At 62.7% G+C, this 17,893-nt stretch carries 14 protein-coding genes and 3 rRNA genes; all 17 read right to left on the bottom strand.

Features of this window, described 5'->3' with window-relative positions; all coding sequences use genetic code 11:
* The 17 genes from rpsC to fusA all read right to left on the bottom strand — a co-directional run bounded on the left by rpsC (position 1) and on the right by fusA (position 17,837).
* A complete protein-coding gene (gene rpsC, locus ACFJGV_RS16805; protein WP_378145190.1) occupies positions 1–762 on the bottom strand; it encodes a 30S ribosomal protein S3 in 762 nt (253 codons plus the stop codon).
* Entirely contained in the window at positions 762–1,157 is a 396-nt protein-coding gene (gene rplV / locus ACFJGV_RS16800) for a 50S ribosomal protein L22 (protein WP_378145188.1), read from the bottom strand. The genes rpsC and rplV overlap by 1 nt, the downstream gene beginning before the upstream one ends.
* A gap of 25 nt (positions 1,158–1,182) precedes the next feature.
* A complete protein-coding gene (rpsS, locus tag ACFJGV_RS16795; RefSeq protein ID WP_085018739.1) occupies positions 1,183–1,464 on the bottom strand; it encodes a 30S ribosomal protein S19 in 282 nt (93 codons plus the stop codon).
* A gap of 11 nt (positions 1,465–1,475) precedes the next feature.
* On the bottom strand, positions 1,476–2,315 hold the full coding sequence (gene rplB / locus ACFJGV_RS16790; protein ID WP_378145186.1) for a 50S ribosomal protein L2: 840 nt from the start codon (positions 2,313–2,315) through the stop codon (positions 1,476–1,478).
* A gap of 27 nt (positions 2,316–2,342) precedes the next feature.
* The gene (gene rplW, locus ACFJGV_RS16785; protein ID WP_085018737.1) at positions 2,343–2,648 is read right to left on the bottom strand and encodes a 50S ribosomal protein L23; all 306 of its coding nucleotides are present in this window, start codon (positions 2,646–2,648) and stop codon (positions 2,343–2,345) included.
* Positions 2,645–3,298: a 50S ribosomal protein L4 gene (gene rplD / locus ACFJGV_RS16780; protein ID WP_378145184.1), complete on the bottom strand. Its 654-nt coding sequence runs from the start codon at positions 3,296–3,298 to the stop codon at positions 2,645–2,647. Before rplD ends, rplW begins: the two co-directional genes overlap by 4 nt.
* 5 nt (positions 3,299–3,303) lie before the next feature.
* Complete coding sequence (gene rplC / locus ACFJGV_RS16775) at positions 3,304–3,963, bottom strand: 50S ribosomal protein L3 (protein ID WP_378145182.1); 660 nt, start codon at positions 3,961–3,963, stop codon at positions 3,304–3,306.
* Between the two features lie 8 nt (positions 3,964–3,971).
* Positions 3,972–4,280: a 30S ribosomal protein S10 gene (gene rpsJ / locus ACFJGV_RS16770; RefSeq protein WP_085018734.1), complete on the bottom strand. Its 309-nt coding sequence runs from the start codon at positions 4,278–4,280 to the stop codon at positions 3,972–3,974.
* Between the two features lie 1,038 nt (positions 4,281–5,318).
* Positions 5,319–5,435 (bottom strand): 5S ribosomal RNA (gene rrf / locus ACFJGV_RS16765).
* Between the two features lie 143 nt (positions 5,436–5,578).
* A 23S ribosomal RNA gene (locus ACFJGV_RS16760) occupies positions 5,579–8,695 on the bottom strand.
* Positions 8,696–9,103: 408 nt separating this feature from the next.
* Positions 9,104–10,628, bottom strand: a 16S ribosomal RNA gene (locus tag ACFJGV_RS16755).
* The 16S, 23S and 5S rRNA genes sit together here, the layout of an rRNA operon.
* Before the next feature lie 424 nt (positions 10,629–11,052).
* Complete coding sequence (locus tag ACFJGV_RS16750) at positions 11,053–11,814, bottom strand: fructosamine kinase family protein (protein ID WP_378145181.1); 762 nt, start codon at positions 11,812–11,814, stop codon at positions 11,053–11,055.
* Positions 11,815–12,025: 211 nt separating this feature from the next.
* Positions 12,026–12,997: a DNA topoisomerase IB gene (locus ACFJGV_RS16745; RefSeq protein WP_378145180.1), complete on the bottom strand. Its 972-nt coding sequence runs from the start codon at positions 12,995–12,997 to the stop codon at positions 12,026–12,028.
* Positions 12,994–13,203, bottom strand: a complete 210-nt coding sequence (locus ACFJGV_RS16740) for an antitoxin (RefSeq protein ID WP_378145178.1) — start codon at positions 13,201–13,203, stop codon at positions 12,994–12,996. The genes ACFJGV_RS16745 and ACFJGV_RS16740 overlap by 4 nt, the downstream gene beginning before the upstream one ends.
* 117 nt (positions 13,204–13,320) lie before the next feature.
* Entirely contained in the window at positions 13,321–14,307 is a 987-nt protein-coding gene (locus ACFJGV_RS16735; RefSeq protein WP_378145176.1) for a tetratricopeptide repeat protein, read from the bottom strand.
* 102 nt (positions 14,308–14,409) lie between these two features.
* Positions 14,410–15,603 carry an elongation factor Tu gene (tuf, locus tag ACFJGV_RS16730; RefSeq protein ID WP_378145175.1) on the bottom strand — a complete coding sequence of 398 codons (1,194 nt, stop codon included), beginning with the start codon at positions 15,601–15,603 and terminating at the stop codon, positions 14,410–14,412.
* Positions 15,604–15,722: 119 nt separating this feature from the next.
* Positions 15,723–17,837 (bottom strand): elongation factor G, encoded by a 2,115-nt coding sequence (gene fusA, locus ACFJGV_RS16725; protein ID WP_378145173.1) that lies wholly within the window; start codon positions 17,835–17,837, stop codon positions 15,723–15,725.
* Positions 17,838–17,893: the final 56 nt, after the last annotated feature.

Here is a 17,893-nt window from a genome sequence, read left to right as displayed (position 1 = left end):
TTACGCCTCAACTCCTGCTGCGGCCGGCGCCTCCGCCCGAGGGGCGGAGTTGCGGCGCGGACGGTCGCGGTCGCGCTCGGGGCGCGACGACTTCTGGTTGGCCTGCTCGCGAGCGAGCTCCTTGTTGGTGATGTCGCCCTTGTAGATCCACACCTTCACGCCGATGCGACCGAACGTCGTCTTGGCCTCGTAGAAGCCGTAGTCGATGTTGGCGCGGAGCGTGTGCAGCGGCACGCGACCCTCGCGGTAGAACTCGGAGCGGCTCATCTCGGCGCCGCCGAGGCGACCCGAGACCTGGATCCGGACGCCCTTGGCGCCGGCGCGCTGCGCACCCTGCAGACCCTTGCGCATCGCACGGCGGAACGCCACACGAGCGGAGAGCTGCTCGGCGATGCCCTGCGCGACGAGCTGGGCCTCGGCCTCGGGGTTCTTGACCTCGAGGATGTTGAGCTGGATCTGCTTGCCGGTGAGCTTCTCGAGCTCCGAGCGGATGCGCTCGGCCTCGGCGCCACGACGACCGATCACGATGCCCGGGCGGGCGGTGTGGATGTCGACGCGGACGCGGTCACGGGTGCGCTCGATCTCGATGCGGGCGACGCCGGCACGGTCGAGGTTCTTCAGCAGGAGCCGGCGGATCTTGACGTCCTCGGCGATGTAGTCGGCGTAACGCTGACCGGGCTTGGTGCTGTCGGAGTACCACCGCGACACGTGGTCGGTGGTGATGCCGAGACGGAAGCCGTACGGGTTGACCTTCTGGCCCATTACTTGCTCGCCTTCTTCTTCGAGACTCCCGCGACCGAAGCCTCGTCGGGCGTCGCGAGGACGATCGTGATGTGGCTCGTGCGCTTGTTGATCCGGAACGCGCGGCCCTGGGCACGCGGCTGGAAGCGCTTGAGCGTGGTTCCCTCGTCGACGAACGCCTTCGCGATGAAGAGGTCCTGCTCGTCGAGGTACTCGTTGGACGCATCGGCCTTGACCCGGGCGTTCGCGATGGCCGAGGCCACCAGCTTGTACACCGGCTCGCTCGCGGCCTGAGGCGCGAACTTCAGGATCGCGAGGGCCTCCGTGGCCTGACGGCCACGAACGAGGTTCACGACGCGACGGGCCTTCTGAGGCGTGACGCGGATGTGTCGCACACGTGCGATCGACTCCACCATTTCTTTCCTCCTTATCGCCCCCGCGTCAGCGGCGGCGGCCCTTCTTGTCGTCCTTCACGTGTCCACGGAAGGTGCGGGTGGGCGCGAACTCGCCCAGCTTGTGGCCGACCATCGACTCGGTGATGAACACCGGGATGTGCTTGCGACCGTCGTGCACCGCGATGGTGTGACCGAGGAACGCGGGCACGATCATCGAGCGGCGCGACCAGGTCTTGATGACGTTCTTCGAACCGGCTTCGTTCTGCGTAGCGACCTTGCGGAACAGGTGCTCGTCGACGAAGGGGCCCTTCTTGAGGCTGCGTGGCATTTCTGGGACTCCTACTTACGCTTCTTGCCGACGGTCCGGCGACGCACGATGAGCTTGTCGCTCTCCTTGTTGGGGTGACGGGTACGGCCCTCAGGCTGACCCCACGGGGTGACGGGGTGACGTCCACCGGACGTCTTGCCCTCACCACCACCGTGCGGGTGGTCGACCGGGTTCATGGCCACACCGCGGACGGTCGGGCGGATGCCCTTCCAGCGGCTGCGGCCCGCCTTGCCCCAGTTGATGTTCGACTGCTCGGCGTTTCCGACCTCGCCGACGGTCGCGCGGCAGCGCGCGTCGACGTTGCGGATCTCGCCCGACGGCAGACGGAGCTGCGCGTAGGGGCCGTCCTTCGCGACGAGACGCACCGAGGCGCCGGCCGAACGGGCCATCTTCGCTCCGCCACCGGGCTTGAGCTCGATCGCGTGGATGACGGTACCGGTCGGGATGTTGCGCAGCGGCAGGTTGTTGCCGGGCTTGATGTCCGCGCCGGCACCCGACTCGACGATGTCGCCCTGCGAGAGCTTGTTCGGCGCGAGGATGTAGCGCTTCGTGCCGTCGACGTAGTGGAGCAGCGCGATGCGGGCGGTGCGGTTGGGGTCGTACTCGATGTGAGCGACCTTGGCGTTCACGCCGTCCTTATCATTGCGACGGAAGTCGATGATGCGGTACTGGCGCTTGTGTCCACCACCGATGTGACGGGTGGTGATGCGACCCTGGTTGTTGCGACCGCCGGTCTTGGCGAGCGGCTTGAGCAGCGACTTCTCCGGCGTCGAGCGGGTGATCTCGGCGAAGTCGGCGACGCTCGAACCGCGACGACCGGGGGTCGTGGGCTTGTACTTGCGAATGGCCATGTCTTTAGTCCTCTAGCTTCCGAGCCCTCAGCCGACGGCCGTGAAGATGTCGATGGTGCCGGACTTCAGCGTGACGATCGCACGCTTGGTGTCCTTGCGCTTGCCGATGCCGAACTTGGTGCGACGCGTCTTGCCCTGACGGTTCAGGGTGTTGATGGTCGCGACCTCGACCTGGAAGATCTTCTCGATCGCGAGCTTGATCTCGGTCTTGTTCGAACGGGGGTCGACCACGAAGGTGTACTTGCCCTCGTCGATCAGGCCGTAGCTCTTCTCGGAGACCACCGGCGCGATGATGATGTCGCGCGGGTCCTTGTTGAACGCGGCGTTGCTCATGCGGAGACCTCTTCCTTCTTCGTCTTCGACGCCACGAAGGCCTCGAACGACGACTTGGTGAAGACGATGTCGTCGGAGACGAGCACGTCGTAGGCGTTCAGCTGGTCAGCAGCGAGAACGTGCACGGTCGGGATGTTGCGGACGCTGCGCAGGGCCACCTCGTCGTTGCGCTCGAGCACGACGAGAACGTGCTTCGACGACGCGACGGTCGCGAGGAACTCGGCGGCGGCCTTGGTCGACGGGGTCTCAATGCCGAACGACTCCACGACGTGGAGGCGGCCGCCACGAGCGCGGTCGGACAGGGCGCCCAGGAGCGCGGCGGCGATCATCTTCTTCGGGGTGCGCTGCGCGTAGTCGCGCGGCGTCGGCCCGTGGACGATGCCACCACCGGTCATGTGCGGCGCACGGATCGAGCCCTGGCGAGCACGACCGGTGCCCTTCTGCTTGAAGGGCTTGCGGCCGGCGCCGGAGACCTCACCGCGCGACTTCACCTTGTGGGTGCCCTGACGGGCGGCGGCGAGCTGCGCGACGACGACCTGGTGGATGAGCGGGACGTTGGTCTGCACGTCGAAGAGCTCGGCGGGCAGCTCGACCGAGCCGGCCTTCTTGCCCTTCGCGTCGACGACGTCGAGGCTGGTTGCGGTAGCCATGCGGACTACGCTCCCTTCACTGCGTTGCGGACGAACACGAGGCGGCCCTTGGCACCGGGGATGGCGCCCTTCACGAGGAGGAGGCCCTTCTCGGCGTCGATCGCCTGGATCTGGAGGTTGAGCACGGTGACGCGCTCGCCACCCATGCGGCCGGCCATGCGCATGCCCTTGAAGACGCGGCTGGGCGTCGACGAGGCACCGATCGAACCGGGCTTGCGGTGGTTGCGGTGGCTACCGTGGCTGGCCGAGACGCCCTTGAAGTTGTGACGCTTCATGACACCGGCGAAGCCCTTGCCCTTGGAGGTGCCGACGACGTCGACCTTCTGGCCGGCCTCGAACACGGTGCCCGCGGTGAGCTCCTGGCCGACGGTGTAGTCGGCGGCATCAGCGGTGCGGATCTCGGTCACGTGGCGGCGCGGCGTGACGCCGGCGGCCTCGAAGTGACCGGTGAGCGGCTTGGTGACCTTGCGGGGGTCGATCTGGCCGGCGGCGATCTGGACGGCCGAGTAGCCGTCCTTCTCGGGGGTGCGGATCTGGGTGACGACGTTCGGCGAGATCTCGACGACGGTCACGGGGATGAGACGGTTGTTCTCATCCCACACCTGGGTCATGCCGAGCTTGGTGCCGAGCAGTCCCTTGCTGGTCTTCGTTGCGATCGTGGACATGGCGGGCCTCAGAGCTTGATCTCGATGTTGACGTCGGCCGGGAGGTCGAGACGCATGAGCGAGTCGACGGCCTTCGGCGTCGGGTCGACGATGTCGATCAGACGCTTGTGCGTGCGCATCTCGAAGTGCTCGCGGCTGTCCTTGTACTTGTGGGGCGAACGGATGACCGCCACCACGTTCTTCTCCGTCGGCAGCGGCACGGGGCCCACGACGGTGGCTCCTGCGCGCGTGACCGTGTCGACGATCTTTCGCGCCGAGGTGTCGATGACCTCGTGGTCATACGACTTCAGTCGGATGCGGATCTTCTGTCCCGCCATCACTCTCTCCTTCTTGCGTCTTACAGCCTCGACTGCATTGGACGCGCTGGTGGGCATGCCTCTTCCGAGGCACCCCGTTGTCGGCACTCCTGGTGTCGCACCGCTGTTCTCGAGTCAACCGCCCTCACGGGCTGTTCTCGGCACACACGTCTCCCTGGAGGAAGGGTGTGTGTCGATTGAGCTGTGTCCTGCTGCCCGCGGCCTAGCTGTCGAAAGCTATGCACTGCCCTGGCAGTGATCCAGACCGCGCAGAGCGCAGCCCGAAATGTTGAACTAGAAGAGTCTACGCGACTCCCCCACCTTGATGCAACCCGGGCGTGTCGCGGCCCTCGCGACTGAGCAGCATTGGCGCAGCCCGGCTGACGATGAGCGTGCCGATCAGGTCGAGAGCTCACGCCGCAGCCTCGGACCGAGAACCAGTGCCGCGGCACTAGACATCAGAATCGTAATGAATACGTGTGATCTCCATCGGAGCCGCCCGAACCGACGACTGAGGAGAGATCGAAGCTTCTGGATCGCGGTACGCGGCCGCCAACGTGGCCCCACCCCCGCGCGACGGCTTCACGAATGTACCCAGCGACATGGGCCGGACGAACTGACTCCATCGGAAGTTCGCTGACACCGGACCGCCTGGAGAACGGGGTCGTGACTACCAGAACAGATCCGCTGCCATCGACCCGCTCGACGTTCACACGAATCCGTGCGCCGGTTGAGGGGTCACGAAGCTCTGACTGAATATCCGAGTACGTAACCTTCCGCCGGATCGACCAGACGTAAACGACGCCGTCGACGACGATCCGACGCGAGCCCCTCTTTGGAAGTGTCATCTGGCAACGCTGTATCTCGCTACACCCGTACGAAGCGCCGGCTCCGCAACTCGAACGGACAGGCGCGCATCACGCGATGCATATCTCATATACCCTGTCTGCGTCCAGGCCGTAAAGCCTCCGTGGTTGCGACTCTGGCCAGCTCAGATGATAGCGACCGTTAAGTGCGAGAAGCCCGACCCAGCGTTGGGTCGGGCTTCTCGTGAAGTAAGTCCGGCGGTGTCCTACTCTCCCACAGGGTCGCCCCTGCAGTACCATCGGCGCTGAGAGGCTTAGCTTCCGGGTTCGGAATGTTGCCGGGCGTTTCCCTCTCGCTATGGCCGCCGAAACACTATGGATGTATCCGTGTGTTTCAGACAGTCCACACGAAGTGTGTGGTGTCTGGTTCTCGACCGTACATCGAGAACCACATAGTAGACGCGAGCATCGCAGCCACACTTGCCAGCCTTTGCAAACGGCATGTGTGTAGTGATTGTCAAGTTATCGGCTTATTAGTACCGGTCAGCTCCACGAGTTGCCTCGCTTCCACATCCGGCCTATCAACCCAGTCGTCTGGCTGGGAGCCTCTCCCCCCGAGGGGGATGGAAATCTCATCTCAAGGCCGGCTTCCCGCTTAGATGCTTTCAGCGGTTATCCATCCCGAACGTAGCTAATCAGCGGTGCTCCTGGCGGAACAACTGACACACCAGAGGTTCGTCCAACCCGGTCCTCTCGTACTAGGGTCAGATCCTTTCAAATTTCCTGCGCGCGCAGCGGATAGGGACCGAACTGTCTCACGACGTTCTAAACCCAGCTCGCGTACCGCTTTAATGGGCGAACAGCCCAACCCTTGGGACCTACTCCAGCCCCAGGATGCGACGAGCCGACATCGAGGTGCCAAACCATGCCGTCGATATGGACTCTTGGGCAAGATCAGCCTGTTATCCCCGAGGTACCTTTTATCCGTTGAGCGACAGCGCTTCCACAAGCCACTGCCGGATCACTAGTCCCGACTTTCGTCCCTGCTCGACTTGTCAGTCTCACAGTCAAGCTCCCTTGTGCACTTACACTCGACACCTGATTGCCAACCAGGTTGAGGGAACCTTTGGGCGCCTCCGTTACTTTTTGGGAGGCAACCGCCCCAGTTAAACTACCCACCAGGCACTGTCCCAGGACCCGATCAGGGTCCGTAGTTAGACATCCAGAGTGACCAGAGTGGTATTTCAACATTGACTCCACGAACACTGGCGTGTCCGCTTCATAGTCTCCCACCTATCCTACACAAGCCACACCGAACACCAATACCAAGCTGTAGTAAAGGTCACGGGGTCTTTCCGTCCTGCTGCGCGTAACGAGCATCTTTACTCGTAGTGCAATTTCGCCGAGTTCGCGGTTGAGACAGCTGGGAAGTCGTTACGCCATTCGTGCAGGTCGGAACTTACCCGACAAGGAATTTCGCTACCTTAGGATGGTTATAGTTACCACCGCCGTTTACTGGGGCTTAAATTCTCAGCTTCGCCTTACGGCTAACCGTTCCTCTTAACCTTCCAGCACCGGGCAGGCGTCAGTCCGTATACATCGTCTTGCGACTTGGCACGGACCTGTGTTTTTAGTAAACAGTCGCTTCCCACTGGTCTCTGCGGCCTTCAACGCTTCCCCCAGCAAGTGGGTTCACGTGTCCGGCCCCCCTTCTCCCGAAGTTACGGGGGCATTTTGCCGAGTTCCTTAACCACGATTCTCTCGATCTCCTTGGTATTCTCTACCTGACCACCTGAGTCGGTTTGGGGTACGGGCGGCTGGAACCTCGCGTCGATGCTTTTCTTGGCAGCATAGGATCACCGAATTCTCCCGTGAGGGATATGCGTCAGATCTCAGGCTATGTCAGAGACGGATTTGCCTATCTCTGGCCCTACATCCTTACACCGGGACAACCATCGCCCGGTACGGCTACCTTCCTGCGTCACACCTGTTAATACGCTAACCGCACCAGCACGGGGTCGAGCGTTAGACCGGTCCCATCACCCCCGAAGGGGATCAGTGGTCCGGGTTAGGACTCTTAGCACTACTGGATTGATTGGGGCGGTTCTTCGCCGGTACGGGAATATCAACCCGTTGTCCATCGACTACGCCTGTCGGCCTCGCCTTAGGTCCCGACTTACCCAGGGCGGATTAGCCTGGCCCTGGAACCCTTGGTCTTTCGGAGGACGGGTTTCTCACCCGTCTTTCGCTACTCATGCCTGCATTCTCACTCGTGTCGCGTCCACGGCTGGGTTACCCCGCCGCTTCACTCGCGACACGACGCTCTCCTACCCATCAACACGGCTGGACCACGAAGGCCTACCACTAATGTCAATGCCACAACTTCGGTGGCGTGCTTGAGCCCCGTTACATTGTCGGCGCGGAATCACTTGACCAGTGAGCTATTACGCACTCTTTCAAGGGTGGCTGCTTCTAAGCCAACCTCCTGGTTGTCTGTGCAACTCCACATCCTTTCCCACTTAGCACGCGCTTAGGGACCTTAGTTGGTGGTCTGGGTTGTTTCCCTCTCGACGATGAAGCTTATCCCCCACCGTCTCACTGCTGCGCTCTCACTTACCGGCATTCGGAGTTTGGCTGACGTCAGTAACCTTTTGGGGCCCATCGGCCATCCAGTAGCTCTACCTCCGGCAAGAAACACGCAACGCTGCACCTAAATGCATTTCGGAGAGAACCAGCTATCACGAAGTTTGATTGGCCTTTCACCCCTATCCACAGCTCATCCCCTCCATTTTCAACTGAAGTGGGTTCGGCCCTCCACGACGTCTTACCGTCGCTTCAGCCTGGCCATGGATAGATCACTTCGCTTCGGGTCTAGGACATGCGACTGAATCGCCCTATTAAGACTCGCTTTCGCTACGGCTACCCCACACGGGTTAACCTCGCCACATATCGCTAACTCGCAGGCTCATTCTTCAAAAGGCACGCCGTCACCCCCACAAGGAAGGCTCCGACGGTTTGTAAGCAGACGGTTTCAGGTACTATTTCACTCCCCTCCCGGGGTACTTTTCACCTTTCCCTCACGGTACTTGTCCGCTATCGGTCATCTGGGAGTATTTAGGCTTATCAGGTGGTCCTGACAGATTCACACGGGATTTCTCGGGCCCCGTGCTACTTGGGATACTCTCCACGCCAGAACACGCATTTCGGCTACGGGGTTCGCACCCTCTCTGACCGGCCTTTCAATGCCGTTCGCCTATACCGTCCTGTCACGTCCACGATCCGGCAGAATCGTGAAGAGAGTCCCACAACCCCGACCATGCAACGCCCGCCGGCTATCACACATGATCGGTTTAGCCTGATCCGCGTTCGCTCGCCACTACTAACGGAATCACTGTTGTTTTCTCTTCCTGTGGGTACTGAGATGTTTCACTTCCCCACGTTCCCTCTACCCGCCCTATATATTCAGGCGGGAGTCACCGGGTCACCCAAAGGGCCCGGCGGGGTTTCCCCATTCGGAAACCCTCGGATCACAGCTCGTTTATCAGCTCCCCGAGGCTTATCGCAGATTACTACGTCCTTCTTCGGCTCCAGATGCCAAGGCATCCACCGTCTGCTCTTAGAAACTTGAAATCACATGAGTTTTAGAATCGATCGCGACACCCGAAGATGCCGAGATTGACCAATGATCTAATAAATCAGATCTGTGACTCGAGCCCGAAAGCTCGAATCTAAGATGCTCGCGTCCACTGTGTAGTTCTCAAAGTACGGGCGGTACCCTCCCGCATCCCCCAAAGGAGATGACGAAAGGGTCCAGAGGTTCGAAACGACACCCGAAGGCGCCGGCCCGGTCCCTCAGGACCCAACAGCGTGCACATGCTGCCCTCCCCTAGCCGATCCGTTCCAGTCGCCGAAGCGACGTACTAGAACCAGCCAGAATCCTGCAGCACCTATGTCAATGTTCCACCCATGAGCTACCAGCGAGACACAGTCGGTCTCGATCTGGCGCCTGGACACCCGAAAGTGCCAGATGCTCCTTAGAAAGGAGGTGATCCAGCCGCACCTTCCGGTACGGCTACCTTGTTACGACTTAGTCCTAATCACCGATCCCACCTTCGACGGCTCCCTCCACAAGGGTTAGGCCACCGGCTTCGGGTGTTACCGACTTTCATGACTTGACGGGCGGTGTGTACAAGGCCCGGGAACGTATTCACCGCAGCGTTGCTGATCTGCGATTACTAGCGACTCCGACTTCATGAGGTCGAGTTGCAGACCTCAATCCGAACTGAGACCGGCTTTTTGGGATTCGCTCCACCTTACGGTATCGCAGCCCTTTGTACCGGCCATTGTAGCATGCGTGAAGCCCAAGACATAAGGGGCATGATGATTTGACGTCATCCCCACCTTCCTCCGAGTTGACCCCGGCAGTCTCCTATGAGTTCCCACCATCACGTGCTGGCAACATAGAACGAGGGTTGCGCTCGTTGCGGGACTTAACCCAACATCTCACGACACGAGCTGACGACAACCATGCACCACCTGTTCACGAGTGTCCAAAGAGTTGACCATTTCTGGCCCGTTCTCGTGTATGTCAAGCCTTGGTAAGGTTCTTCGCGTTGCATCGAATTAATCCGCATGCTCCGCCGCTTGTGCGGGCCCCCGTCAATTCCTTTGAGTTTTAGCCTTGCGGCCGTACTCCCCAGGCGGGGCGCTTAATGCGTTAGCTGCGACACGGAAACCGTGGAATGGTCCCCACATCTAGCGCCCAACGTTTACGGCGTGGACTACCAGGGTATCTAATCCTGTTCGCTCCCCACGCTTTCGCTCCTCAGCGTCAGTTACGGCCCAGAGAACTGCCTTCGCCATCGGTGTTCTTCCTGATATCTGCGCATTCCACCGCTACACCAGGAGTTCCATTCTCCCCTACCGCACTCTAGTCTGCCCGTACCCACTGCAGGCCCGAGGTTGAGCCTCGGGATTTCACAGCAGACGCGACAAACCGCCTACGAGCTCTTTACGCCCAATAATTCCGGACAACGCTTGCACCCTACGTATTACCGCGGCTGCTGGCACGTAGTTAGCCGGTGCTTTTTCTGCAGGTACCGTCACTTTCGCTTCTTCCCTACTAAAAGAGGTTTACAACCCGAAGGCCGTCATCCCTCACGCGGCGTTGCTGCATCAGGCTTGCGCCCATTGTGCAATATTCCCCACTGCTGCCTCCCGTAGGAGTCTGGGCCGTGTCTCAGTCCCAGTGTGGCCGGTCACCCTCTCAGGCCGGCTACCCGTCGTCGCCTTGGTGAGCCATTACCTCACCAACAAGCTGATAGGCCGCGAGCTCATCCCGAACCGAAAAATCTTTCCAACCACAGACCATGCGATCGCGGTACATATCCAGTATTAGCCACGGTTTCCCGTGGTTATCCCAGAGTTCGGGGCAGATTGCTCACGTGTTACTCACCCGTTCGCCACTGATCCAGCAGAGCAAGCTCCACCTTCACCGTTCGACTTGCATGTGTTAAGCACGCCGCCAGCGTTCGTCCTGAGCCAGGATCAAACTCTCCATAAAAAATGTTTGCCACACGCCACCGGGAAAACGGCAGACATGCAGCGAGCTTGATCTGACTAAAAGACTGTCAACTGACAATCATTAGTTATCCAAAAGGAATCTCCTGCCTGGCCTAAACCAGACAACGAGGTAATTTGGCATTGAACATAGTGCACGCTGTTGAGTTCTCAAGGATCGGACGCACCCAGCCTCCACCCCGACGGGCTTCACAACTGGAGCACTTCTCCACACCATCGAGCGCTTCCAAACTCCGTGAGGAGCCGTGTGGTCTCGGTTGATGTTTGGTCCCACGTGAGGCCGGGAAGCTCTTCGGCTTTCCCGCACCTTTGGGGTGACAGGTGAATAACTTACGCAGGTTCGGCGTCGGGATCAAATACCGCTGCATCCCGGGCGTGTCGCTCGAGATCACGGGGAGTGCAGCCGGTCACGAGCCGGCCGCGAGAGCGTCGACGGCGGCGCAGGCACGCAGCAGTCCCTCCCCGTAGGAACGACCATGCCCGACCGCGTGCACCGCCAGGGGAAAGAGCTGATGCAGGGGAATGCGCTCCTGCCATCCGTCGCGAAGGGCGGACACCTCGTCGTACCCCGCGATGACCTCAGCCAGGAAGGGGGCGCCGAAGAGCGCGAGCATCGCCAGGTCGGTCTCGCGATGGCCGCCGTGCGCGGCAGGGTCGATCAGCACGGCACCGGTCGCCGTCCACATCACGTTGCCCGCCCAGAGGTCGCCGTGCACTCGCGCGGGCGGCTCGTCGTCGTCGAAGATGCCCGAGCGGATGAGGTCGCCTGTCCTGCGCACACGCTCGAGCTCGGCTTTGCTGAGGGTGCCGCTCTCGACGGCCTTCTCCGCATAGGGGATCACCCGCGCATCCGCGTAGAACTCGCCCCAGCTCTGCCATTCCCCGACCGGCATCGTCTGCCGGCCGATGAAGCATGGCCCGCTCCACCCTGCAGGTGCGCTGCCGAAGGTTCGAGCGCCGGCGCGGTGCGTGATCGCCAGTGCGGCCCCGAACCGGTGGGCGGCTTCGCGGGTCGGCCGGGACTCGCGGAGCTGATCCAACGCGATGTGTCGATCGTCGACCTCACGGACGGCGACACACGAGGCGCCCCGCGCCTCGGCGAGCCAAGCGAGGCCCGCCGCTTCGGCGGGATACGCGCCGGGACCGGCGGGATCGGACTTGATGAACACGGTCCTACGCTACGGAGATCAGGTTTCGATCGCATGACGCCGACATGGAACGTTCCTGCGGGAGGGTCGGGGCCCAGACGTCAAGTCCGCCCGTCGCGATCGACCGGGCTCTGTTCGCAGCGTCTGGCGGCGAGCTCCCACAGGAACGAATGAGCCCATTGTGCTCCCCCGCGCCCGCGTTGTCACTCATGTCTCGACGTCGAGCTAACGGCTACTCGTAGAGCAGAGCGCGCAGCTCCGACTCCACCGAACCGAGCCGGGCGGGGTCGATGGTCTCGCCCTCCTCGTACCGATCGACGAGACGCGGGTCGACGTAGCTCTTCTTCGCGATCGACGGCGTGTTCCCGAGGACGACCGACGCGTCGCGCATCGCCTCGGCGAGCGCGTGCTTGCGCGCGCCGACCCTCGACTGCGGCCCCGATCGCGCAAGGCTCACTGCCGCAGCGGCGGTTCCGTGCAGAGTACGGAAGTCCTTGGCGGTGAACTCGCCACCCGTGCGCTCGCGCACGTAGTCGTTGATCTCCTCCGCGCTCACCGGATGCCACTCCCCTGCCGTGTCCTTCCACGCCAGGAGTCTCGCGTTGGGCCCGCGACGCTTCAGGATCCGGACGAGGGTGGCCAGATCGGGATCGACGATCTCCGAATCCCAGTCCTGCCCGCTCTTGCCCGGGAAGGCGAGGTGGACCGTGTCACCCGACGTGGTGGCGTGCGCGCAGAGCAACGTCGTCAGCCCGTGGCTGCCGTGCTGCTGGGCGTATCGCTCGCTGCCTACCCGGAGACTCCCGGTGTCGAGCATCCGGAAGCCAGCGGCCAGCACACGCTCGCGGGGGTACCCCTCCCGGCGGAGGTCGATGGTCACCTGGCGGCGGGCCACCGGCAGCGACTCGGCGAGGCTCATCGCACGGTCGTACTTGATGCGATCCTTCTGCTCCCGCCACTGCGGGTGGTACATGTACTGGCGGCGCCCAGCCCCGTCGATGCCCGTGGCCAGGATGTGTCCGTTCGGGTACGGCGAGATCCAGACATCCTCCCACGCGGGCGGGATCGCGAGCGTCTCGATCGAGTGGCGGAGCGCCTTGTCGGTGATCGTCTTGCCCGCCTCGTCGCGGTAGGTGAAGCCCTTGCCCGCACGGACCCGACGGTAGCCCTTGCTCCCGGTCTTCGAGCGTCTGAGCCGAGTCACTCGTTCCCGATGCGCTTGTCGGCCTCGGACCGCGCCTTCTCGACCTTGTCGGCGTGCTTCTCACCGGTCACCCGATTGACGGCGCCCGCGACGCCGTCGAGGATCCGGTCACTCACGTCCTCGGCCTTCTCGCTCTTGAGAGCGTTCTGCACCTTCTCGTCGCCGAGGAACTGCTGAGCCTTGCGGGTGATGTCGTCGATTCCCATGGGCACACTCTGCACCCGTCCACTCGATCCGGCACCGGGGTGGGCGACCGCCAGCTGCGCCATCGCTCACGTTCACGGGACAGGGAGCGGCCGCAGATTCCCTCCCGCGGTGCTGGATCAGAAAGGAGAGTCGGGGAGGCGCCCAGGGATGAAATGACTGTCAGAACGCAGAGACGAGGCGATTCCGTTTCGTCGCAAGAACTCTGCGTAGCGTGTGCCGAATGGCCCGAGACCATCGAGCTGTCGTAGCGCCTCCTCGAATGCGGCGTGACTCTTCTTGACCGAGCCGGCGATCTCGTACGCAGCGGCCAGGACAGCCCAGGACTCAGCCTGCACGACATCGAGTCCGAGCTTCCGGCCCAGCTTGGTCCCGAATGAGGCGGTCTTGATCGCCTTCTTCCCGTCGCCCAACAGTCCGTACACCCGCGCTGCAGCCACGTGACCGTCACAATACCCTGCGACGTCTTGTTCGGAATCAGAGATCTGAATGGCAGACTCCACCGCATTCCGTGCTCGTGGATCGCCGTCGGTTGAGAGGGCCAACGCAAGGGTACGGAGAATCACAGTCATGATTCCGGTCTGATCGGTGAGCGATGACGCGTATCGCAGCGCGGCCTCTGCGGATTCTCGGGCACCGCGCGCTCTCGTCACCCTCAGCAGATCGCTCAGGGTGAGGTTCGCCAGAATGAGATCCCACATCTCCCCTGTCTCCTCAAGCCGTGGAAGCACATCTTCCAGGAGACGAATGGCCTCTGGCACCCGGCCTTCCGTCACGAGATCCGACGCCACGGTCAGCGCGAAAGCACCATGCCGATGCGGTGGCAACGGTGGCCCACTGAGAGCGCGGAGAGCCGCATCGATGAACTCAGAAGGGTCAGCCGTCTTGCTCAGTTCGACAGCGAGGAGGTAGTCGAGCGTGGGAGCGCCTACCAACTCAGCGAGATCTCCCCGACGCGAGACCGCAGCCCACAACGACCCTGACTCATCGACGCTTCCGGACACGGCTTCGAGAGCTCGAATCCGTTCTTCGAGGTCCGCGTCGGAAGTCGCTGCCCGGACGATGGACTCAACAATCGGAGGTGTTAGAGGATCAAGAGATGACATCTCCTCATACTAGATGAGAATCCCTCACCACCATCCACTCCCGGAGACAGCACGAAGGGGCCGGGCCTTGCGGCCCGACCCCTTCGGTGTGTGGAGCTGTGACTACTTGAGGATCTTGGTGACGGTACCGGCACCGACGGTGCGGCCACCCTCACGGATCGCGAAGCCGAGGCCCTCCTCCATCGCGATCGGCTGGATCAGCGCGACCGAGATGTCGGTGGTGTCGCCGGGCATGACCATCTCGGTGCCCTCAGGCAGCGTGATGACGCCGGTGACGTCGGTGGTGCGGAAGTAGAACTGCGGGCGGTAGTTCGTGTAGAAGGGGTTGTGGCGGCCACCCTCGTCCTTCGACAGGATGTACGCGGTGCCCTCGAAGTCGGTGTGCGGCGTGACCGAACCCGGCTTGACGACGACCTGACCGCGCTCCACGTCCTCGCGCTTGGTGCCGCGGAGGAGCAGACCACAGTTCTCGCCGGCCCACGCCTCGTCGAGCTGCTTGTGGAACATCTCGATACCGGTGACCGTGGTCTTCTGCGTCGGGCGGATGCCGACGATCTCGACCTCGGAGTTGATGGCGAGGGTTCCGCGCTCGGCGCGGCCGGTGACGACGGTTCCACGACCGGTGATCGTGAAGACGTCCTCGATCGGCATCAGGAACGGCTTGTCCTTGTCGCGCACCGGGTCCGGGATGGACTCGTCGACGGCGTCCATGAGGTCGAGGACGGCCTGCGTCCACTTCTCATCACCCTCGAGGGCCTTGAGGCCCGAGACGCGCACGACGGGAGCGTTGTCGCCGTCGAAGTCCTGGCTCGAGAGGAGCTCGCGGACCTCGAGCTCGACGAGCTCCAGGATCTCCTCGTCGTCGACCATGTCGGACTTGTTGAGCGCGACCAGCAGGTAGGGGACGCCGACCTGCTTCGCGAGCAGCACGTGCTCACGGGTCTGAGCCATCGGGCCGTCGGTGGCGGCGACCACGAGGATCGCGCCGTCCATCTGAGCGGCACCGGTGATCATGTTCTTGATGTAGTCGGCGTGACCCGGGGCGTCAACGTGCGCGTAGTGGCGCTTCGGGGTCTCGTACTCGACGTGGGAGATGTTGATCGTGATACCACGCTGACGCTCCTCGGGAGCGGAGTCGATCGACGCGAAGTCGCGCTGAACGTTGGTGGCCGACGGGTACTTGTCTGCAAGCACCTTGGAGATCGCCGCGGTGAGCGTCGTCTTGCCGTGGTCGACGTGACCGATCGTTCCGATGTTGACGTGCGGCTTAGTCCGCTCGAACTTGGCCTTAGCCACTGGGTCCTCCTCAGGACTCTCGTGCGTAACCCCCGGTCACTGGATTGCGACCGGCGGATGCGCGGGGGTTTGTATTTATGGTACGCGAGCAGCGACGCCCGCTCGAACCGGGTCGGGAGTTACTCGCCCTTGTTCTTCTGGACGATCTCGTCGGCCACAGCCTTCGGGACCTCGGCGTAGCTGTCGAAGGTCATCGAGTACACCGCGCGACCGGAGGTCTTCGACCGGAGGTCGCCGATGTAGCCGAACATCTCGGACAGCGGCACGTTCGCACGGACCACCTTCACACCGCTGGCGTCCTCCATCGACTGGATCTGGCCGCGGCGCGAGTTGAGGTCGCCGATGACGTCGCCCATGTACTCCTCAGGAGTACGCACCTCGACCGCCATGAGCGGCTCGAGGAGGACGGGGTTCGCGCGGCGCGCGGCCTCCTTGAAGGCCATCGAACCGGCGATCTTGAACGCCATCTCGGACGAGTCGACATCGTGCGAGGCGCCGTCGACCAGCGTCGCCTTGACGCCCACCATCGGGAAGCCGGCGAGGATGCCGACCTGCATCGCATCCTGGATTCCGGCGTCGACCGACGGGATGTACTCGCGGGGCACGCGACCACCGGTCACGGCGTTCTCGAACTCGTACGTCTTGTCGGCCTCGACCTCGAGCGGCGCGATGGTGATCTGCACCTTCGCGAACTGGCCCGAGCCACCCGTCTGCTTCTTGTGGGTGTAGTCGTACTTCTCGACCGTCTTGCGGATGGTCTCGCGGTACGCCACCTGGGGCTTGCCGACGTTCGCCTCGACGTTGAACTCGCGCTTCATACGGTCGACCAGGATGTCGAGGTGCAGCTCGCCCATTCCCTTGATGACCGTCTGACCGGTCTCCTGGTTCTGCTCCGTGCGGAAGGTCGGGTCCTCCTCAGCGAGCTTCTGGATGGCGACACCCAGCTTCTCCTGGTCGGCCTTCGTCTTCGGCTCGATCGCGACCTCGATCACCGGCTCCGGGAACGTCATCGACTCGAGGACGATCTGGTTCGACGGGTCGGACAGGGTGTCACCGGTGGTGGTGTCCTTCAGACCGATGACGGCGTAGATGTGGCCGGCGGTGACCGAGTCGACCGGGTTCTCCTTGTTGGAGTGCATCTGGAAGATCTTGCCGATGCGCTCCTTCTTGCCCTTGGTCGAGTTCATGACCTGACCGCCGGACTCGAGCTGACCCGAGTACACGCGGACGTAGGTGAGACGACCGAAGAAGGGGTGCACGGCCACCTTGAACGCGAGGGCCGCGAACGGGTCCTTCGGGTCGGGGTGGCGCTCGACGATGATCTCCTCGTCGCGGATGTCGTGACCCTGCGTGGCAGGCACGTCGAGCGGCGACGGGAGGTAGTCGACGACCGCGTCGAGCATCGGCTGCACGCCGCGGTTCTTGAACGCCGAGCCGCAGAGGACCGGGTAGATCTCGGAGTTGACCGTGAGCTTGCGGATGGCGCCCTTGATCTCGGCGACCGTGAGCTCCTCGCCACCGAAGTACTTCTCGAGCAGCGCGTCGTCGGTCTCGGCGACGGTCTCGAGGAGGACCTGGCGGTACTCGTCGGCCTTGTCCTTGAGGTCGGCCGGGATCTCCTCGATCTCGTACTTGGCGCCCATCTGGACGTCACCCTTGGCGTCGCCGCGCCAGGTCAGCGCGCGCATCTCGACCAGGTCGATGACGCCCTCGAAGGACGACTCCGCACCGATCGGGAGCTGGATGACCAGCGGCTTGGCGCCGAGGCGGTTGATGATGGTGTCGACCGTGAAGTAGAAGTCGGCGCCCAGCTTGTCCATCTTGTTGACGAAGCAGATGCGCGGGACGTTGTACTTGTCGGCCTGGCGCCACACCGTCTCGGACTGGGGCTCCACGCCCTCCTTGCCGTCGAACACGGCGACCGCACCGTCGAGCACGCGGAGCGAGCGCTCCACCTCGACCGTGAAGTCGACGTGACCCGGGGTGTCGATGATGTTGATCTGGTTCTTGTTCCAGAAGCAGGTCGTCGCGGCGGACGTGATCGTGATGCCGCGCTCCTGCTCCTGCGCCATCCAGTCCATCGTGGCAGCGCCGTCGTGGACCTCACCGATCTTGTGAGTGATGCCCGTGTAGAACAGGATGCGCTCGGTCGTGGTGGTCTTGCCGGCATCGATGTGGGCCATGATGCCGATGTTGCGGACCTTGTTCAGGTCGGTGAGCACGTCCTGTGCCACGGGTTTCCTTTCACAGAAGACGACGGGTGAGACATCCGGAGAACCGGACGCTCACC

It is taken from the genome of Cnuibacter sp. UC19_7, from assembly GCF_042699995.1.
Classification (GTDB): domain Bacteria; phylum Actinomycetota; class Actinomycetes; order Actinomycetales; family Microbacteriaceae; genus Cnuibacter.
This window is presented reverse-complemented; position numbering and strand designations above follow the sequence as displayed.

What these genes read in the sequence shown, in the direction of transcription:
- rpsC (WP_378145190.1), bottom strand. Translation starts at nt 762, where the DNA reads ATGGGCCAGAAGGTCAACCCGTACGGCTTCCGTCTCGGCATCACCACC.
- rplV (WP_378145188.1), bottom strand. Translation starts at nt 1,157, where the DNA reads ATGGTGGAGTCGATCGCACGTGTGCGACACATCCGCGTCACGCCTCAG.
- rpsS (WP_085018739.1), bottom strand. Translation starts at nt 1,464, where the DNA reads ATGCCACGCAGCCTCAAGAAGGGCCCCTTCGTCGACGAGCACCTGTTC.
- rplB (WP_378145186.1), bottom strand. Translation starts at nt 2,315, where the DNA reads ATGGCCATTCGCAAGTACAAGCCCACGACCCCCGGTCGTCGCGGTTCG.
- rplW (WP_085018737.1), bottom strand. Translation starts at nt 2,648, where the DNA reads ATGAGCAACGCCGCGTTCAACAAGGACCCGCGCGACATCATCATCGCG.
- rplD (WP_378145184.1), bottom strand. Translation starts at nt 3,298, where the DNA reads ATGGCTACCGCAACCAGCCTCGACGTCGTCGACGCGAAGGGCAAGAAG.
- rplC (WP_378145182.1), bottom strand. Translation starts at nt 3,963, where the DNA reads ATGTCCACGATCGCAACGAAGACCAGCAAGGGACTGCTCGGCACCAAG.
- rpsJ (WP_085018734.1), bottom strand. Translation starts at nt 4,280, where the DNA reads ATGGCGGGACAGAAGATCCGCATCCGACTGAAGTCGTATGACCACGAG.
- ACFJGV_RS16740 (WP_378145178.1), bottom strand. Translation starts at nt 13,203, where the DNA reads ATGGGAATCGACGACATCACCCGCAAGGCTCAGCAGTTCCTCGGCGAC.
- ACFJGV_RS16735 (WP_378145176.1), bottom strand. Translation starts at nt 14,307, where the DNA reads ATGTCATCTCTTGATCCTCTAACACCTCCGATTGTTGAGTCCATCGTC.